The organism is Terrabacter sp. BE26 (assembly GCF_041941675.1).
Lineage (GTDB): Bacteria > Actinomycetota > Actinomycetes > Actinomycetales > Dermatophilaceae > Terrabacter.
Window position 1 is genome coordinate 460,289 of sequence record NZ_CP090122.1, and the last position, 17,960, is coordinate 478,248.

At 72.1% G+C, this 17,960-nt stretch carries 17 protein-coding genes; 6 read left to right on the forward strand and 11 right to left on the reverse strand.

The features are described from left to right. Positions 1–8: 8 nt before the first annotated feature. Positions 9–1,934, reverse strand: a complete 1,926-nt coding sequence (locus LQK93_RS02195; RefSeq protein ID WP_374969947.1) for a M3 family metallopeptidase — start codon at positions 1,932–1,934, stop codon at positions 9–11. A gap of 43 nt (positions 1,935–1,977) precedes the next feature. After that, on the reverse strand, positions 1,978–3,273 hold the full coding sequence (locus tag LQK93_RS02200) for a hydroxyacid-oxoacid transhydrogenase (protein ID WP_374969948.1): 1,296 nt from the start codon (positions 3,271–3,273) through the stop codon (positions 1,978–1,980). 113 nt (positions 3,274–3,386) lie between these two features. Between LQK93_RS02200 and LQK93_RS02205 the strand changes: the two genes are divergently transcribed. The 4 genes from LQK93_RS02205 to LQK93_RS02220 are packed head-to-tail and all read left to right on the forward strand — an operon-like array spanning position 3,387 to position 7,668. Continuing rightward, the gene (locus LQK93_RS02205) at positions 3,387–4,145 is read left to right on the forward strand and encodes a hypothetical protein (RefSeq protein ID WP_374969949.1); all 759 of its coding nucleotides are present in this window, start codon (positions 3,387–3,389) and stop codon (positions 4,143–4,145) included. A gap of 45 nt (positions 4,146–4,190) precedes the next feature. Further along, positions 4,191–5,501 (forward strand): NAD(P)/FAD-dependent oxidoreductase, encoded by a 1,311-nt coding sequence (locus LQK93_RS02210; protein WP_374969950.1) that lies wholly within the window; start codon positions 4,191–4,193, stop codon positions 5,499–5,501. Between the two features lie 60 nt (positions 5,502–5,561). Next, positions 5,562–7,322 carry a sodium:solute symporter family protein gene (locus tag LQK93_RS02215; RefSeq protein ID WP_374969951.1) on the forward strand — a complete coding sequence of 587 codons (1,761 nt, stop codon included), beginning with the start codon at positions 5,562–5,564 and terminating at the stop codon, positions 7,320–7,322. Between the two features lie 13 nt (positions 7,323–7,335). Next, positions 7,336–7,668 (forward strand): hypothetical protein, encoded by a 333-nt coding sequence (locus LQK93_RS02220; protein WP_374969952.1) that lies wholly within the window; start codon positions 7,336–7,338, stop codon positions 7,666–7,668. A gap of 49 nt (positions 7,669–7,717) precedes the next feature. Here LQK93_RS02220 and mutM read toward each other — a convergent pair whose 3' ends face one another. The 8 genes from mutM to LQK93_RS02260 all read right to left on the reverse strand — a co-directional run bounded on the left by mutM (position 7,718) and on the right by LQK93_RS02260 (position 15,431). Continuing rightward, positions 7,718–8,578, reverse strand: coding sequence for a bifunctional DNA-formamidopyrimidine glycosylase/DNA-(apurinic or apyrimidinic site) lyase (gene mutM / locus LQK93_RS02225; RefSeq protein ID WP_374969953.1), 861 nt, complete (start codon positions 8,576–8,578; stop codon positions 7,718–7,720). A gap of 4 nt (positions 8,579–8,582) precedes the next feature. Continuing rightward, complete coding sequence (gene rnc / locus LQK93_RS02230) at positions 8,583–9,353, reverse strand: ribonuclease III (RefSeq protein ID WP_374971436.1); 771 nt, start codon at positions 9,351–9,353, stop codon at positions 8,583–8,585. A 52-nt stretch (positions 9,354–9,405) separates the two neighbouring features. Further along, positions 9,406–9,600 carry a 50S ribosomal protein L32 gene (rpmF, locus tag LQK93_RS02235; RefSeq protein WP_142184271.1) on the reverse strand — a complete coding sequence of 65 codons (195 nt, stop codon included), beginning with the start codon at positions 9,598–9,600 and terminating at the stop codon, positions 9,406–9,408. 1 nt (position 9,601) lies between these two features. Continuing rightward, positions 9,602–10,177 carry a DUF177 domain-containing protein gene (locus LQK93_RS02240; RefSeq protein ID WP_374969954.1) on the reverse strand — a complete coding sequence of 192 codons (576 nt, stop codon included), beginning with the start codon at positions 10,175–10,177 and terminating at the stop codon, positions 9,602–9,604. Positions 10,178–10,266: 89 nt separating this feature from the next. Next, positions 10,267–10,755 (reverse strand): pantetheine-phosphate adenylyltransferase, encoded by a 489-nt coding sequence (gene coaD, locus LQK93_RS02245; protein WP_374969955.1) that lies wholly within the window; start codon positions 10,753–10,755, stop codon positions 10,267–10,269. Positions 10,756–10,852: 97 nt separating this feature from the next. Continuing rightward, positions 10,853–11,434 (reverse strand): 16S rRNA (guanine(966)-N(2))-methyltransferase RsmD, encoded by a 582-nt coding sequence (rsmD, locus tag LQK93_RS02250; RefSeq protein WP_374969956.1) that lies wholly within the window; start codon positions 11,432–11,434, stop codon positions 10,853–10,855. A gap of 1 nt (position 11,435) precedes the next feature. Next, the gene (locus LQK93_RS02255; RefSeq protein ID WP_374969957.1) at positions 11,436–13,706 is read right to left on the reverse strand and encodes an ATP-dependent DNA helicase RecG; all 2,271 of its coding nucleotides are present in this window, start codon (positions 13,704–13,706) and stop codon (positions 11,436–11,438) included. Further along, on the reverse strand, positions 13,707–15,431 hold the full coding sequence (locus LQK93_RS02260; protein WP_374969958.1) for a DAK2 domain-containing protein: 1,725 nt from the start codon (positions 15,429–15,431) through the stop codon (positions 13,707–13,709). A gap of 141 nt (positions 15,432–15,572) precedes the next feature. Between LQK93_RS02260 and LQK93_RS02265 the strand changes: the two genes are divergently transcribed. Continuing rightward, entirely contained in the window at positions 15,573–16,346 is a 774-nt protein-coding gene (locus LQK93_RS02265) for a fructosamine kinase family protein (RefSeq protein WP_374969959.1), read from the forward strand. A 166-nt stretch (positions 16,347–16,512) separates the two neighbouring features. Then, positions 16,513–16,701, forward strand: coding sequence for a 50S ribosomal protein L28 (rpmB, locus tag LQK93_RS02270; protein ID WP_343992462.1), 189 nt, complete (start codon positions 16,513–16,515; stop codon positions 16,699–16,701). A gap of 190 nt (positions 16,702–16,891) precedes the next feature. On the opposite strand, the gene thiL is transcribed toward rpmB, so the two are convergent. Next, the gene (thiL, locus tag LQK93_RS02275; RefSeq protein ID WP_374971437.1) at positions 16,892–17,860 is read right to left on the reverse strand and encodes a thiamine-phosphate kinase; all 969 of its coding nucleotides are present in this window, start codon (positions 17,858–17,860) and stop codon (positions 16,892–16,894) included. Between the last annotated feature and the right edge of the window lie 100 nt (positions 17,861–17,960).

Genomic DNA, 17,960 nt, shown 5'->3' on the forward strand with positions numbered 1-17,960 from the left:
CGACCTGGTCACTCGGCGAGCCACGCGGCATACGCGTCGAAGGTGTAGGGACGGCCGAGGAAGTCCTCGACGAGGTCGGCGGCGTCGCGCCGACCCCCCTGGGCGAGCACCTTGTCGCGGTAGGCCCCGGCAACCTCCGGGTCGAAGAGGTCGCCACGGTCGAAGGCGGAGAACATGTCCTTCGCGATGACGAGGGACCACATGTAGGTGTAGTAGGCGGAGCTGTAGCCGTCGAGGTGCCCGAAGTGGCACTGCATGTGCGTGCCCTCCAGGTACGGGAAGACGGAGTAGCGGCCCATGAGCTCGCGCAGGCGGGCCGTGAGGTCATCGGTCTCGTGCACGTGGAAGTCGTAGGACAGGGCGGCGTAGAACATCTGCGTGCGTGCGTCGTAGCCCTTGCCGAAGTCGTCGGCCCGGCGCATGGCGTGCACGAGCTCGGCGGGGATCTTCTCGCCCTCGGCGTCACGTGCGAAGGTGGCGAGGACCTCGGGGTCCCACGCCCACTCCTCGAGCATCTGGCTCGGGGCCTCGACGAAGTCCCACTCGGTGGCGACGCCCGAGAAGCGCACCCACTCGGTGCGCCCGGCGAGGATGTGGTGCACGAGGTGGCCGAACTCGTGGAAGAGCGTCACGACCTCGTCGTGCTCCATCAGGCCCCGGTTGAAGTTGCAGACGAGCACGCCCTCGGGCAGCTGCGCGCCCGCAACCCCCCGGACGAGGTCGAACTGGGCCGCGTGCTTGTACTTGCCGTCGCGCGGGTGCAGGTCGAGGTGGATCCGGCCGATGCGCTCGCCGCCGAAGGAGACGTCGAAGGTGGCGACCTCCTCGTGCCAGGTCCGGGCGTCCTCGGCCGGCACGGGGGTCCACTCCAGGCCGAAGAGCCGGCCGGCGACGTCGAGCAGTCCCTGGCGGACTGCCTCGAACGGGAAGTAGGTGCGCACCTTCTGGGCGTCGACGGCGAGGTCCTCCTTGCGCACCAGCTCGGAGTAGTACGCCACGTCGGCGCCGTCGATGTCGGTGGCCTCGGGGCGGTCCCGGCGCAGTCGCTCCAGCAGCACCTGCTTGTCGCGCTCGGCGCTGGCCGTGGAGAGCTCGGTGATGCGGTCGATGAACTCGGCGACGGCCGCGCCGGTGCAGATCATCTTGACCTCGGCGTCGAAGTCGGCCCACGAGGCGTAGCCGAGCAGCGCGGCGTGCTCGCGGCGCGCCGCGAAGAGGTCCTGCAGCACGCGGTCGTTGGCGGGCCACGCGATGGTGAGGAACTGGGTCACCAGGTCGCGCCGGGCCTGCGCGTCGTGCGCGAAGGTGCGGAAGGGGACGAGGTCCGGGTAGTCGGTGGTCACCGTCACCATCCCGTCCTCGTCGACGGGGTGCGCGTCGACCCAGTCCTGGGGCAGGCCCGCGAGCTGGTCGGGGGTGACGCGGATGCTGCGGACGTCCTCGCGGATGTTCTTGCTGAACTCCTGGCTGAGCAGGATCTCGCGCTCGCTCAGCTCGCGCAGCCGGTCCCGCGCGACCTCGTCGCGGTCCACGCCGGAGCGGTGGAAGTCGCGCAGCGTGCGCTCGAGCACGCGCCCGGCGTCGGGGTCGAGCCCGCTGGCGTCGAGGCCGGCCAGGACGGCATACAGGCCGGTGTCGAGCCCGAGGTCGGTGTCGAGCTTCTGGACCTGCTGGGCCACCGACTCCGCGCGTTCGCGCACGGCGGGGTCCGGGTGCACCTCGGAGAAGAGGGAGCCGACCGACGCGGCGTTGGACAGCGCCGTCTGGGCGTCGTTCCAGACGCGGAGCACCTCGAGTGGCTCGCTCGGCGGGTCGTTGCGCAGCCCCTCGACGAGCGAGCGCGTGAGGGCGAGCTGCTGCTCGCCCCGCTCGCCGACCCACTCGAGCCAGTCGCTCGACAGGGGCAGGGGCAGATGGGTCGGCTGGGTCGTCACAGACGGCACTGTATGCCGCGTTCCTCCCGCCGGGGCCGAACGGCTACTCCCACAGCTGCAGCGAGCGTGTCACGATGCCGGCGAGGTCGGCCGCCCCAACCTCCCGAGGGCTGGTCGCGAGCAGGCGCTGCTGCTTGAGCGCTCCCTCGACGAGGTCGTCGACGTCGCCCTCGCCGTAGCCCACGGCGTGCAGGCCGTTCGGCATGCCGATGTCGCGCATGAGGTCGACGAGAACGCCGGGCAGCACGTCGCGCTGCTCCCCCGCCCACCGCCCACCGTGGCCGGGGTCGAGCAGCCGGGCGGCCGCAAGGTGACGCTCGGGGTCGGCCTCGAAGGTCCACCGGAAGGCCTCGGGCGCCGTCAGCGCGACGGCCATGCCGTGCGGCACCATCGGCTCCTCGCAGGGGTAGTCGTCCGGGTGGAAGTCCCGGACCCGCCCCGCGACGGGGTACGCGTTGGCGTGCGGTACGTGGACCCCCGCGTTGCCGAAGCCCAGACCCGCGAACGTCGCCGCGAGGGCCATGTCGCCGCGGGCGCCCTCGTCGGAGCCGTCCCGCACCGCGGCGCGGAACGCCTTCGCCAGCAACGACATGGCACGTTCCGACCACATGTCGGCGATCGGGTTGCTGCCGCAGTAGGGCACCCGCTCCCCCGGCTGCTTGCGCTCGTAGGTCGTGAACGGCCGAGCGGTCCAGCTCTCGAGCGCATGGCACAGGATGTCCATGCCGGCGCTCGCGGTGACGCCGGCCGGCTGGCTGGCGGTGAGCCTGGGGTCGACGACCGCCAGGCTCGGCCGGAGCCGGACGTGGCTGATGCCGGTCTTGACCTTGAGCGAGAGGACGTCCAGGACGCAGATGGTCGTGCTCTCCGCCCCGGTGCCGGTCGTCGTCGGCACCGCGACCAGCGGGGCGAGCGGCCGGGTCGGCGCGCGGGCCGCGCCCACGGGTGCGTTGACGTAGTCCATGAGGTCGCCGCCGTCGCTGAGCAACAGGTCGACCGCCTTGGCCGTGTCGATGGAGGACCCACCGCCGACGGCGACGTAGCCGTCGAACGGCCCGTCGGCGCGAGCTCGCTCCGCCGCGGCGACGAGGCTGGCGTCGGTCGGCTCCACGTGGGCCGAGTCGTGCACGACCGCCTCGAGCCCGAAGCCCCGGATCCCCTCCGCGACCCGGTCGGGCCACCCGGTCGCGAGCACCCCCGGGTCGGTGACGACGAGCACGCGGCCCGCGCCCAGCCCGAGCAGGTCGTGCCCGATCTCGTCCGCGGCACCGGCTCCGAACTTCAGCGAGGGCGCACCGTAGGTGAAGACGGACTCGGGGTTCGCGGGCGACCAGGTCATGGGGCCACCCTGTCATGCAGCCAGCAGGGGGTGTGCCTCTCGGACCGCGGGCGTAGCCTTGGACGTCGCCTCGAACGGTCAGGGGAATCGTCCAACCACCGTGGAGGAACCCCATGCCGATGACCAACCTCACGAGGGCTGCGTGCGCCGCGGCACTCGTCACGGCGACGATGACGATCCCGACGGCAAGCCAGGCGAGCGAGCATCGACGATGCCCGTTGCCGACCTACGGACCGGGCAGCTCGTACCACCCGACGATCGAGCCTTCCGACTTCTCGGCCGACGTCACCAACCCCTGGTTCCCGCTTCGGCCGGGCACCACCTACGTCTACACGGGGACGAAGGACGACCAGCCCGCGCTGGACGTCGTCACGGTCTCCCGGCAGACCAGGAAGATCGACGGAGTCAGGACCAGGGTGCTCCAGGACCGCCTGTTCCTGGGCGGCGTCCTCGAGGAGCGCACCACCGACTACTACGCGCAGGACCGCTGCGGCAACGTCTGGTACTTCGGCGAGGACACCGCAGTCCTGAACTCCAAGGGGCAGGTGACGGACCGGTCCGGGTCCTTCCACGCCGGAGTGGGCGGCGCCCAGCCGGGCGTGTACCTGCAGCGTGGGCCCGAGATCGGTCGACTGTTCCGCCAGGAGTGGGCCAAGGGACAGGCCGAGGACCGCTACCGAGCCCTCACGACCGCCGCATCGGTCACCGTGCCCTACGGCACCTTCCGCAACGCCCTGCGCACCGAGGAGCGGACAGACCTCGAACCGGGCGTCGTCGACAACAAGTACTACGTACGCGGCGTCGGGGTCGTCAAGGAGCTGACGGTCAAGAACGGCACCGAGCGCCTGCACCTGGTCGACGTGCTGCGCTGAGCCCGGCCCTGCGGGCTCCTACCAGCCTCGCCCTAAGGTGTCGGCATGACGGACGAACGCCCTGCGAGGACCCTCGTCGTCGGCGCGGGCCAGGCCGGCATCTCGCTCGTGACGGCCCTTCGGGAGCTCGGCGACACCGCGCCCGTCGTGCTCGTCGGCGACGAGCCGGAGCCGCCCTACGAACGGCCGCCGCTGTCGAAGAGCTACCTGCGGGGAGAGCACGACCGCGCCTCGCTCGTCTTCCACGACGAGGGCTGGTTCGCCGACCGGGGCGTCGAGCTGGTGACCGGTGACGCCGTCGTCGGCATCGAGCGCGACATCGCGAGCGGCCGGGCCACGACGACCTCGGGTCGGACGCTCGAGTTCGACCGCCTCGCGCTCACCACGGGCGCTGCCAACCGGACGCTCCCCGTGGCCGAGGAGCATCACGAGAGCGAGGGCGGCTCCGCCTCCCCTGGTGCCACCCCGGGCCTGCACTCGATCCGCACCCTCGCCGACGCCGACCGCCTGGCCCCGGAGCTGCGCCGGGCCCGCGAGGTCGTCGTCGTCGGCGGTGGCTTCATCGGCCTCGAGATCGCCGCCGGGGCGCGGCTGCTCGGCGCCGACGTGACGGTCGTCGAGGTCGCTCCGCGCCTGCTCGACCGCGCCGTCAGCCCCGAGCTGGCCGAGGCGGTCCGCCTGGCGCACGAACGCCGCGGCACCCGGGTGCTGCTGCAGACCGGGGCCGTACGCGTCGTGGTCGAGAACGGTCGGGCCGCGGGCATCGAGCTGACGGACGGGACGACGCTGCCCGCCGATGTCGTCGTCGTCGGCATCGGGGTGGTCCCGCGGACCGAGCTCGCTGCGCAGCTCGGCCTGGTCGTCGAGCCGCGCGGCATCGTCGTGGACCGGAGCGCCCTCGCCTCGGACGGCGCCACCGTCGCAGCCGGGGACTGCGCCGTCGGCCCCAACCCCTTCCGCCGCGGGTTGGGCGGCCTCACCCGGCTCGAGAGCGTGGCGCACGCGACGGACCAGGCGCGGGCGGCAGCCGCGGCCCTGGCAGGCCACCCGGCGGCATACGACAGCGTGCCGTGGTTCTGGAGCGACCAGGGCGACCTGCGGCTGCAGATGGCCGGGCTCCCCCACGGTGCGGACCGCACCGTCCTGCGCGGCGACGTTGCCACAGAGCGCTTCTCACTGCTCAGCTACCGCGACGGCCTGCTCATCGCGGTCGAGTCGGTCGGCAGCCCCGGCGACTACCTGGCGGTGAAACGAGCGCTCGAGAAGGGTATGACCATCGAAGCCGACGCGGCTGTCGACGCCACGGTCCCCCTCAAGCGGCTCATCACCGAGGCCCCGGCCCGCGACCCGTCCTGACGCGCCCGGCGCCGCACGCTGCGCTAGCGTGAGTCGTTGCCCAACGAAGGGACTCATTCCATGCACGCTCTGGCGGGTCTGCCCACGGCGGACACCCTGATCAGCGCCAATCCCGTCGACTACGTCATCATCGCGCTCTACTTCGTCTTCGTCCTCGGCATCGGGGTCATGGCCAGACGCGCGGTCTCCGACTCCATCGACTTCTTCCTCTCCGGCCGCTCGCTTCCGGCCTGGGTCACCGGCCTCGCCTTCATCTCGGCCAACCTCGGTGCCGTCGAGATCATGGGCATGTCGGCCAACGGCGCCGAGATCGGCATCTCGACCGTGCACTACTTCTGGGTCGGCGCCATCCCCGCCATGCTCTTCCTCGGCGTGGTGATGATGCCCTTCTACTACGGCTCGCGCGTGCGCTCCGTGCCGGAGTTCATGTGGCGCCGCTTCGGCACGGGCGCCCACCTCGTCAACGCGATCAGCTTCGCCTTCGCGCAGCTGCTCATCGCCGGCGTCAACCTCTACCTGCTCGGCTCGATCGTGCACGCGCTGCTGGGTTGGCCGCTCTGGCTGGCGCTGCTCGTCGCAGCCGCGATCGTCCTGTCGTACATCACGCTGGGTGGCCTCTCGGCGGCCATCTACAACGAGGTGCTCCAGTTCTTCGTCATCGTGGCCGCGCTGCTGCCGCTGACCCTCATCGGCCTGCACCGCGTCGGTGGCTGGTCCGGGCTGCAGGACAAGATCACCCAGTTCGCCTCGAGCCCGGCCGCCATCAAGGCCGGCGTCCCCCCCGCCGAGCAGCAGCTGCACTCGTGGCCGGGTCAGGCGCTCTCCGGCTTCGAGTCGCCGTTCTGGTCGGTCGTCGGCATCGTGTTCGGCCTGGGCTTCGTGCTCTCCTTCGGCTACTGGACGACGAACTTCGTCGAGGTCCAGCGCGCCATGGCGTCCAACTCGATCTCGGCGGCCCGCAAGACGCCCATCATCGGGTCCTTCCCGAAGATGTTCGTGCCGTTCATCGTCATCGTGCCGGGCATGATCGCCGCGGTCCTCGTCAAGGAGATCGCCGAGCTCAAGGCCGGCGGCTCACCGCCCGGCGGCGCCTCCGGGGAGGGCGTCAAGTACAACGACTCCCTCCTGCTGCTCATGCGCGACATCCTGCCCAACGGCCTGCTGGGCGTCGCGATCGCCGGCCTGCTCGCCGCGTTCATGGCCGGCATGGCCGCCAACATCTCGGCCTTCAACACGGTCTTCAGCTACGACCTGTGGCAGCGCTACATCCGCAAGGACCACAGCGACGACTACTACCTGCGCATCGGGCGTCTCGCGACGGTCGGGGCAACGGTCATCGCCATCTTCACGGCGGTCGTGGCGAGCTCGTTCAGCAACATCATGGACTACCTCCAGACGCTGTTCGGGTTCTTCAACGCGCCGCTCTTCGCGACCTTCATCCTCGGCATGTTCTGGAAGCGGATGACGGCCACCGCAGGCTGGGTCGGCCTCTCGGCAGGAACGCTGTCGGCCGTGGTCGTCGCCCTCCTCAGCGAGGACGCGTTCGGGAGCCTCAGCCTCGGGGTCATCCCCCTGAAGGGCCAGGGTGCGGCCTTCGTCGCAGCCTCCGCAGCCTTCGTCGTCGACATCCTGCTCAGCATCGTCGTGTCACTCGTGACCGAGCCCAAGCCGGCTGGTGAGCTGCGCGGCCTCGTCTACTCCGAGACGCCTCGGGAGGACCTCACCGACCCGGAGGAGCACCGGCTGCCGTGGTTCCGGCGCACGCTGCCGCTCGCCGGCATCTCCCTCGTCCTCGTCACCATCCTCAACTTCTTGTTCTGACAGGAGCATCGACATGAGTGACCCCCACGACCTCGACGCCCCTGCTCCCTCCGAGACGCAGGGCCGCCGGCACACCGCCGGCGCCTTCGACATCCGCAACTTCATCGGCGCCCTGCTCGGCCTCTACGGCGTGATCCTCACGCTTCTGGGGATCTTCGCGGACAAGGCCTACGACAAGACCGGCAACGTCAACGCCAACCTGTATGCCGGCATCGTCCTGCTGGTGATCAGCGCCGCCTTCATCGGGTGGGCCCGGCTGCGGCCCATCATCGTCCCCGAACACATCGAACCCACCCACGAGGACCCGACCAGACCGGCTCCCCGGCGCCGCCCTTCAGGTCACTGAGCGTCCGCGCCCCGCAGCACCTGCAGCCCGTCCGCCGTCACCTCGACGGTCAGGACGGGTTGCGGCGTCTCGGCCTCGGCTGGCACACCGGGCACGAGAACGACGAGCGGTTCATGAACTGCTCACGGCGCATCGTGGCCCCGCAACGGTCACACGGCGTGCCCGCGCGGCCGTAGGCGTGCAGCGAGCGGTCGAAGTAGCCGCTGGCGCCGTTGACGTTGACGTAGAGCGCGTCGAAGCTCGTGCCGCCCTGGCCGAGCGCCTCGGCCATCACCTCGCGCGCGTGGTCGAGGATGCGCGTGAGCGCCGGCTTGGTGAGCGAGGAGCAGAGTCGTTCGCCGTGCACCTTCGCGCGCCACAGCGCCTCGTCGGCGTAGATGTTGCCGATACCCGAGACCAGGGTCTGGTCGAGCAGGGCGCGCTTGACGGCGCTGTCCCGCTGCTTCATCCGGCGGACGACGGCAGCTTGGTCGTAGGCGAGCTCGAAGGGGTCGGGAGCGATGTGCGCCACCGACTCGGGGATGCCGTCGGGCCGCAGGTGCGAGAGCGCCAGGCCACCGAAGGTGCGCTGGTCGACGAACCGCAGCTGTGGTCCGCCGTCGTCGAAGTCGAAGCGGGCGTGACAGTGCTTCTCGAGGGGCGCCTCGGCCGGCTCGACGAGCATCTGCCCGCTCATCCCGAGGTGGACGATGAGGGCGTCCTCCCCGTCGAGGGCGAGCCAGAGGTACTTGCCGCGGCGCGAGGCAGCGGTGACCGTGACGTCGTGGAGGCGGTGGGCCAGGTCCTCGGGTCCGGCGTCGTGACGCCGGGCGACCCTCACCCCGGTGATGCGAGCCCGCGTGACGTGCCGGCCGACGACGTGCTCGTCGAGGCCACGGCGGACGACCTCGACCTCGGGCAGCTCCGGCACCGGGTCAGGCCCCGGCGACCGACCCGTTGGACGGGTGGGACGCGTCCGTGGCGTTCGGCCCGTCGGCGTCGGCAGTGCGACGACCGTCGAGGGTGTGCCACGCCTCCTTGGCCGCCTTCTGCTCGGCTTCCTTCTTGGAGCGTCCGTGGCCCTCGCCGAGGACCTCCTCGCCGACGACCACGCGGGCGTGGAACTCCTTCTCGTGGTCGGGTCCCTGCTCGTCCACGCGGTACTCGGGCGAGCCGAGCGCCGAGCCGGCAGCCATCTCCTGCAGGCTCGTCTTCCAGTCGAGGCCGGCGCCGAGCGTGGCCGCCTCCTCGATGATGGGGTCGAAGTGGTGGTGCACGAAGCGGCCGGCGAGCTCGATGTCCGTCGAGAGGAACACCGTGCCGATCAGGGCCTCGAGCGTGTCGGCCAGGATCGAGGCCTTGTCGCGGCCGCCCGTGGCCTCCTCGCCCTTGCCGAGCATGACGTACCGGCCCAGGTCGAAGGTGCGGGCGACGTCGGCCAGCGCCCGCATGTTGACGACGGCGGCGCGCAGCTTGGCCAGCTGGCCCTCGGCGAGGTCGGGGTGCTCGCGGTAGAGCGACTCGGTCACGACCAGTCCGAGGACGGAGTCGCCGAGGAACTCGAGGCGCTCGTTGTTCGGCAGCCCGCCGTTCTCGTAGGCGTAGGACCGGTGCGTCAGGGCACGCAGGAGCAGCGGCTCGTCGATGTCCTGCCCGACCACCTCGCGGAGGTGGGCGGTCAGAGCATCGACGGGCCGCTGCGGCACCGCCCGAACACCCCCAGCGCCGATTTCGCTCACGGGGCTGCTCACGAGGTGATCAGGCCTGGTGCTCGGTGCGCTCGGCAGCGGCGTAGTGACGGCCCTTGTACGTGCCGCACGACGGGCACGCGATGTGCGGCTGGTTCGCCGCACCGCACTGCGGGCACGTGGAGAGCGTCGTCGGCGTTGCCTTCCAGTTCGCACGACGCGAACGGGTGTTGGAGCGCGACATCTTCCGCTTCGGGACAGCCACGTCAGTTCCTCTTCTCTTGCGGGTCGTTCCCCAGCAGTCCGCTGAGGGACGACCACCTCGGGTCGATCACTTCATGATGATGGTCCGGGTCCTCCGCGAGGTGCATCCCACACTCGGAACACAACCCCGGGCAGTCCGGCCGGCACACCGGTTGGAACGGCAGCGTCGGCACGACAGCGTCCCGGAGCACGGGCTCGAGGTCGATGAGGTCACCGACCAGCTCGTGCACCTCGTCCTCGTCCGAGTCGGCTCCCACCTCGTGGTGGTGCGCCGCCCGGTCGGCGTAGGCGAACAGCTCCTGGAAGGTCCCCTCGACATCGAGCTCGAGAGGGTCCAGGCACCGCACGCAGGCGCCGGTCGCCGTGCCACTGACCGAACCCGTGACGAGGACACCTTCGACGACGGACTCGAGGCGCACCTCGACCTGGACCGGCTCGCCGGCCTTGATCGAGATGACGTCGGTGCCGAGGTCGTCGGGCAACGTCACCGTGCGCGAGAGTTCCTGCATCGTGCCCGGTCGCCGAACGAGCTCCCTGGTGTCCAGCACCAAGGGGGAACGGGGATTGGGACGGTCCATGACTCCTGCGCACAGTAGTGGATTCGGCCCGCGCCAAGACGGACGTGGACCGACCTCCAAGGCTACTAGAGGGGCGGCGTGCGCCCAAATCAGCCCAGACGCTCGCGCAGCGCCGTCAGGACGGCGTCCGGCACCAGGCCACTGACGTCGCCGCCATAGCGGACGACCTCCTTGATGAGCGAGCTCGACACGTGCTGAAGGGCGGGATCGGCGGGGATGAAGAGGGTCTCGACGCCGCTCAGGTGGTGGTTCATGGTGGCCATCGGCAGCTCGTAGGCGAAGTCGGTGCCGCCGCGCAGCCCCTTGACCATGCTGCTCGCGCCCACCTCACGGCACACGTCGACGACGAGGGTGCCGGCCCAGGCCCCGATGCGGACGTTGGGGAGGTGGCCGACCGACTGCTCGAGGAGGGAGGTGCGCTCGTCGACCGTGAACGTCCCCTGCTTGGAGGGGTTGTGCAGGATGGCGACGACGACCTCGTCGAAGAGCCGGCTGGCGCGGGTCACCACGTCGACGTGTCCGTTGGTGAGCGGGTCGTAGGAGCCGGGGCAGACACACCGGCGCGCAGAACTCGACACAGGGCTCGTCACGCGGCCCAACCTACCGTTCGCGCAGTCCGCACCGTGCGAGCCCGGCCGCCTCGTCCGGCTCGTGCGGCTCGTCGCCTCGTCGGCCTCAGGCGACGACGTCGCTCGGTGGTGGCTCGGCGAACCACACGGCCGTCTCGCCATAGCGCTTCTCCCCCGACAGCTCGAGCCCCTCGGGCCAGCTGGGCTGGGGGGAGCGGCTGGACCGCTCGACGACGACGAGCGCGTCGGGGGCGAGCCACTGGTGCTCGACGAGGCCGGCCAGGACGGCGGCGAGGGCCTCCTCCGTGACGTCGTAGGGCGGGTCGAGGAGCACGAGGTGCATGCGGATGTCCGCCGGCGGCCCCGCGGCGACGGCGCGCTCGACGGTGTCAGCCACGACGCGTACGGCCCGGTGGCCGACGACGGCGACGTTCGCCCGGATGACCTTGGCGGCCGCCTTGTGCGACTCCACGAGCAGCACGAGCGCAGCGCCCCGGCTGGCCGCCTCGAGGCCCAGCGCTCCCGACCCGGCGTAGAGGTCGAGGACGTTGGTGCCCTCGAGGAGCCCGCGGTGCTCCAGGCGGCTGAAGAGCGCCTCCCGGACCCGGTCGGAGGTGGGGCGGGTCGAGGAGCCGGAGGGCGTCTGCAGCCGGCGACCGCCAGCGCTGCCGCTGATGATGCGTGTCACGTCAGCCTCGCTCCAGCCATGCCGCCTGCTCCTCGTCCAGCCGCATCGCCACGGCCGCGGCGAGCGCGGGGTGTGCCCGCAGCTCCGGGTCGCGCTCGACGAGCGCGAAGGCGTCCTCGCGGGCGTCGGCGATGATCTGCTCGTCCTCGACGCGACCGAGGCGCAGGTGGCGCACCGAGTTGGCGCGCCCGCTCTGGCGGGCCCCGAGGACGTCGCCCTCGCGGCGCAGCAGGAGGTCGGCTCGAGCGAGCTCGAAACCGTCGGTCGTCGCGGCGACCTGTTCCAGCCGCTCCATCGCCCGCTCCCCTGGGTCCCGTGTCATCAGCAGGCAGAGCCCCGGAACGGCTCCGCGGCCGACACGACCACGGAGCTGGTGCAGCTGCGAGATGCCGAAGCGGTCGGCGTCGACGACGACCATGACGGAGGCGTTCGGCACGTCGACCCCGACCTCGATGACGGTCGTGGCCACGAGCACGTCGATCTGACCCGCCGAGAAGGCGCGCATCGTGGCGTCCTTGGCGTCAGGGTCCAGCCGGCCGTGAAGGACCCCGATGCGGACCCCCTCGAGCGCGGGGGTGGCCTGCAGGGTGCTGAGCATGGCGTAGACGCCGGTGAGCTCCCGCGCCGGCCCCTCGGGCGTGTCGTCCCCGGCGCCGCCGTCCTCGCCCTCGTCACCGTCCCAGTGCGCGTCCCAGCCGGCGTCCTCGTCGGAACTGTCGCGAGTGCTCGAGGAGCCGGCGCCGGGCTCGTCGTCGACGTCACCGATACGCGGGCACACGACGTATGCCTGGTGTCCCGCGGCGACCTCCTCGGCCACGCGTGTCCAGGTGCGCTCGACCCAGCCCTGGCGGTCGGCGTCGACGACGTGGGTCGCGATCGGCGAGCGCCCGCGGGGCAGCTCGCGCAACGTCGAGGTCTCCATGTCGCCGAAGACCGTCATGGCCACGGTGCGTGGGATGGGGGTCGCCGTCATGACGAGGACGTGGGGCGGCCGGATGCCCTTCTCGCGCAGGGCGTCGCGCTGCTCGACGCCGAAGCGGTGCTGCTCGTCGACGACGACGAGGGCGAGGTCGGCGAACTGGACATGCTTCTGGATCAGCGCGTGGGTGCCGACGACGATGCCGGCCTCGCCCGACGCGGCGTCGAGCAGCGAGCGGCGCCGCGCCGCAGCACTCTGGCTGCCGGTCAGCAGCGCGACCGTGGTGCCGAACTCCGCGCCGCCGAGCATCCCGCCCTGGGCCAGGTCGCCGAGCATCGTGGTGATGGACCTGTGGTGCTGGGCGGCGAGCACCTCGGTGGGCGCGAGCAGGGCGGCCTGGCCCCCGGCGTCGATGGCGGCCAGCATCGCCCTCAGCGCCACCACCGTCTTGCCCGAGCCGACCTCCCCCTGGAGCAGCCGGTGCATCGGGCGGTCCGACGCCAGCTCGGCGGAGAGCACCTCCCCGACCTCGCGCTGGCCCGCGGTGAGCTCGAAGGGCAGGCGGGCGTCGAAGGCGGCCAGCAGTCCGCCGGGGCGCGGGGGCCGAGGCGTCGCCAGCTCGGACTCAGCGGCCTTGCGGCGCTGGGCGAGGATGGTCTGCAGGACGAACGCCTCGTCGTACTTGAGGCGCTCAAGGCCCCGGGCCGGCTGGTCCTCGACGGCCGGGCGGTGGACGAGCTCGAGTGCGGCCGCGCGGTCGAGCAGGCCGCGCGCTGCGCGTACGTCGTCGGGGACCGGCTCGCGGATGCGGTCGACGGAGTCGAGGGCCTGGTAGACGAGCCGCCGCAGCTTGAGGGAGTTGAGCTTGCCGGTCGTGGAGTAGACCGGGACGCGGTGCGTGCGGTACCACTCGACGGCCGCGTCGCCCTCGGCCTCGTCGTCGAAGAGCTCGTACTCGGGGTGCGTCAGCTGCAGCCGACGGCCGTAGGCGCCGATCTGCCCGACGAAGAAGCCGCGGACGCCCGGGTGCAGCTTGCCCTCGTGGCCGTAGGCGCTGAAGAACGTGACGTCGAGCTCGTTGCCGAGGTCGTCGCCGATGACGACCGTCAGCATCCTGCCGCGGCGGTTGCGCATGGGGCGCGTCGTCGCCTGCTTGACCTCGGCCACGACGAGGACGTCCTCACCGACGTGGAGCGAGGAGAGGTCGGTCAGCTGTCCGGGGCGCACGTAACGACGGGGGACGAACTCGAAGAGGTCAGCGACGCTGAGCAGGCCCTTGTTGCGGGCCAGCTGCTCGGCTTCGGTCTTCTTGACGAGCTTGGTCAGGGGCGAGTCCTCGGTCAGTACCGGCATTCACTCCACCCCCAGCAGCACGGGGTAGACGGCCTGCCCGCCCTCGACGAGCGACACCTCGATGCCGTGGTGGGTGCGCCGCGCCGCGTCGGTGACGGCCTCGACGAGCCCGTCCGGGGCGTCGGTCCCGGCCACCACGGTGACGAGCTCGCCGCCGCTGGAGAGCAGCCGGTGGACGACCTCCCGCGTGACGGACAGCTGGTCTGAGCCGACGACGACGACGTCGCCGTCGACCACACCGAGCACGTCCCCCTTCTCGCACGGGCCGGCGCTGGTGAGCGCAGCCCGGTCGGCGACCGCCACGGCCCCGTGCCGGGTCGCAGAAGCCGCCGCCTGCATCGCCAGGACGTTGGCGGCCGCGCTGGCGGTCGGCTCGAAGACCGCGAGGGCGGCAAGGCCCTGCACCGCCGTGCGCACGTGGACCAGGTGCGCCTCGATGCCCTCGTCGTCCGCGACACGGACCGCCGCTGCCGCCGCCAGCAGCGTGTCGCCGTCGTCTGGCAGGACGACGACTCCGGAGGCTCCGCGCGCGTGCTGCTCCCGGATGGCGTCGATGAGACTGCCCGTGGAGGCTCGTCGTCCCGGCCCGGAGCCGACGACGACCGCGCCGGCCTCCTCGAAGAGAGCCGTGAGCCCTCCACCGGCAGCGCAGGCCACGATGCCCGCGGCCCGCCGCTCCACCGAGCCGGGCCCTGGCCGCCCCGGCGCGCCCTCACGCTCGAGGTGCGCGTGAGGGCCCTGCGTCAGCGCCGTGATGCGCACGCGATGGGGACGACCGGCCTCGATCCCCGCCTCGACGGCGGCACCGGCGTCGTCGACGTGGGCGTGGACGTTCCACTCACCGTCGCCGCCGACCACGAGCACCGACTCACCGAGCTGCACCAGTCGGTCACGGAGGACGTCGACCGCGGCGTCGTCGGAGTCGCGCAGCAGGTACATGACCTCGAACCGCGGTGTCTCAGGCGCTCCCGCGTCGTCCGTCTCGATGGCGGAGGCAGGAGGCAGGACAGGCCGCCCGACCTCCGGACGGCGCCGCACCCTGCGCCCGGACGCGTCGTCGGACGGCTGTCCGCGATGGCCGGAGCAGACCTGCTCGAGGCACTCGAGGAGCACGACGAGGCCTGCACCGCCGGCATCGACGACGCCCGCTCGGGCCAGCACGTCCAGCTGCTCGGGGGTGTGCTCGAGGGCCTGCCGCGCGGCCGCCAGCGCTGCGCGCGCCACCGCGTGGACTCCGTCAGCGGCATCCCCGGCGACGGCCAAGGCCGCCTCCGCCATCGCCGTGGCCACCGTGAGGATGGTCCCCTCCTGGGGGTCCGCCACCGCCTGGCGCGCACGCTGCTCCGCACGCCGCAGCCCCTCCGCCAGCACTCGGCCGTCGATCTCGGCCGCGCCAGCGCACCCCTCGGCGAGGCCGCGGGAGAGCTGGCTGAGGATGACGCCGGAGTTGCCCCGGGCCGTCCAGAGCAGGTGCCGGGCGAAGACCGACAGCAGGCGGTCGGCCGTCGTGACGTCGGTGGTCGCGAGCGTGCGCTCGACCGCGCCGTCGAAGGTGAGGTAGAGGTTGGTGCCCGTGTCGCCGTCGGGGACCGGGAAGACGTTGAGCGCGTCGATCTCGGTGCGCCGGGCCGCCAGGAGCGACCGCGTCAGCGCTGCCCAGCGGCGGATCGCCACCAGGTCGAGCACGGCCAGGGGCCCGTCGGGCGACGGCGCTGCGCCGGGCATCGGACCTCCTGCTCGTCGTGCTGGACATCGGGCTCGCCGATGCTGGGCAGGCTAGCGCCTCCCCCGGACGGCCGCATGCAACCCTCCGGCCGCCGGGCGGGCACGGGGAGGGCACAGGCCCTTCACGGTTACGTTGGGAGCGTGACCACCACCAGGGACCGGCACCGGAAGACGCGGGACGACGCCCCCTCCGGGTTCTTCGAGGCCGAGGCCGCCGGGCTGCGCTGGCTGGGCGAGGCGGAGTCCCGCGGCGGTGCCCGGGTCGTCCGGGTGCTCGACGTCGGGAGCCACCACATCGACCTCGAGCGGCTGCACCCCTCCCGGCCGACGAACCAGCACGCCGAGGCGCTCGGACGGGGACTGGCCCTGACCCATGCATCGGGCGCGCCCGCCTTCGGCGCACCCCCGGCCGGCTGGGGCGGTGACGCGTGGATCGGGCGCCAGCCGCAGGGCAACGACCCGAGCCCGACCTGGGGCATCTTCTACGCCGAGCAGCGGGTGCGGCCCTTCGTGCGTCGCGCGCTCGACCGAGGGCATCTCGACCCGGCCGGGGCCCGGGTCGTCGACCGCGTGTGCGACCGCCTGGCGGCCGGGGACTTCGACGACGACCGCACGCCGGCCCGGATCCACGGGGACCTGTGGTCCGGCAACGTCGTCTTCACCGGCGAGGGGGCCGTCCTCATCGACCCGGCGGCGCACGGAGGCCACGGCCTCACCGACCTGGCCATGCTGGCCCTCTTCGGCTGCCCGGGGCTCGACCGGGTCACAGCCGCCTACGAGGAGGCCACCCGCCTCACGCCGGGGTGGCGCGAGCTCGTGCCCCTGCACCAGCTGCATCCTCTGGCCGTGCACGCGGCCTCGCACGGCTCCGCGTATGCCGCCCCGCTCGTCGACGCGGCCCGCACCTTCTCGTGAGCCGGCCGTCCGCGCTGCTCTCGCCGTTTTGTCGTCGGAGCGAGTCGTCGGCTATTCTTTACCGGTTCCCCCCGTGCACTGCGGGGTGACGCGCGCCCTCGTGCGTCTGCCCCGAGCCGGTGGTGGAGCTTCGCACTTCATCAACATCGAACTTCAGGAGATACCCGTGGCTGCCAACTGCGACGTCTGCGGCAAGGGACCGAGCTTCGGTCACAACATCTCGCACTCGCACCGCCGCACCAAGCGCCGCTGGAACCCCAACATCCAGCGCGTTCGGACGCTGGTGAACGGTGTGACGCCGAAGCGAGTCAACGTCTGCACCTCCTGCCTCAAGGCGGGCAAGGTCGTTCGCTGAACGCCCCCTCACCACACGCAAGAAGGCCGGTCCCGTCGGGGCCGGCCTTCTTCGTGCCCAGGCGTCCGGTGCACCGAGGTGACACCTCGCGGGCGCGACGGCCCACCTCCATCGGCTGGTCACCCAGCTGGGTCGAGGTGATCGCTCGCGACCCGGCGCGACGGCATACCCCGATCGGCTCACGCGATGCTCACGTCGCTCGGAAGTGGTCCCAGCCGGTGTGCGTGACGACGCGTCCGTCGACGAGGATGCGCGCCGCCTCCCCGTCGCCCGGGGCACGGACGCTGCCGATCGCCCGCCACCCGTCGGGCAGGTCGCCGTGCGGGAAGGTGGCGAGGAGCGAGTGCTCCTCTCCCCCGGCGAGCACGCAGTCGAGCGCCTGCTGGGCCCCCAGGGCGTCGGCGAGCACGTCGACGTCCGGCACGAGTGCCTCCAGGTCGAGGTCGATGACCACGTGGCTCGCCCGGGCGATCCGTCCGCCGTCGCGGAGCAGCCCGTCGCTGACGTCGAGCATCGCCGTGGCGCCGCAGGTGGCGGCCTGTGGTCCCGCCGCGAGCGGGGGCTCGGGACGCCGCTGACGCTCCACCGCCGCAGGCAGCCGCTCGGCGGCGCCGGCCTGCAGCAGCCGCAGCCCGGCATCGGCGAGACCGAGGGACCCGTTGACGGCGAGGACGTCTCCGGGCCGCGCTCCCGAGCGGAGCACGGGTGCGGCCTCGAGCCGGCCCAGGGCGGTCAGCGAGACCATGACCACACCGGCCGGCGCCGACGAGAGGTCGCCGCCGAGCACCGCCACGCCGGCGGCTGCACACGCCTCGGCCAGGCCTTTCGTGTGGTCGATGACCCACTCGAGGGAGAGCTCCGGATCGGCCACCAGCGTGACGAGGACCCCGGTCGGGACGCCGCCCATCGCGGCGACGTCGGCCAGGTTCTGCGCCACGACCTTGTGGCCGACGTCGGCGCCCGAGGACCACGCGTCCAGCCAGTCGCGCCCGAGCACGACCGTGTCCGTCGTGGCGATCGTGCGCTCGGAGGTGAGGAGCACCGCCGCGTCGTCCCCGGGTGCGACGACGAGGTCGTCACTCGGTGGGAAGGCGGGGATGATGCGCCCGAGCAGCTCCTCCTCGTCCAGGGAGCGGAGCGGCGTGCCACCCGTCATCATCGGCCCGCGCTCGGACCGCCGCGCGTTCGGCACGGGTCACACACCCTCTCGGTCGGCGGCCGGCTCAGGGCCTGGTATCCGGCGGGACGTGGAGCCCCAT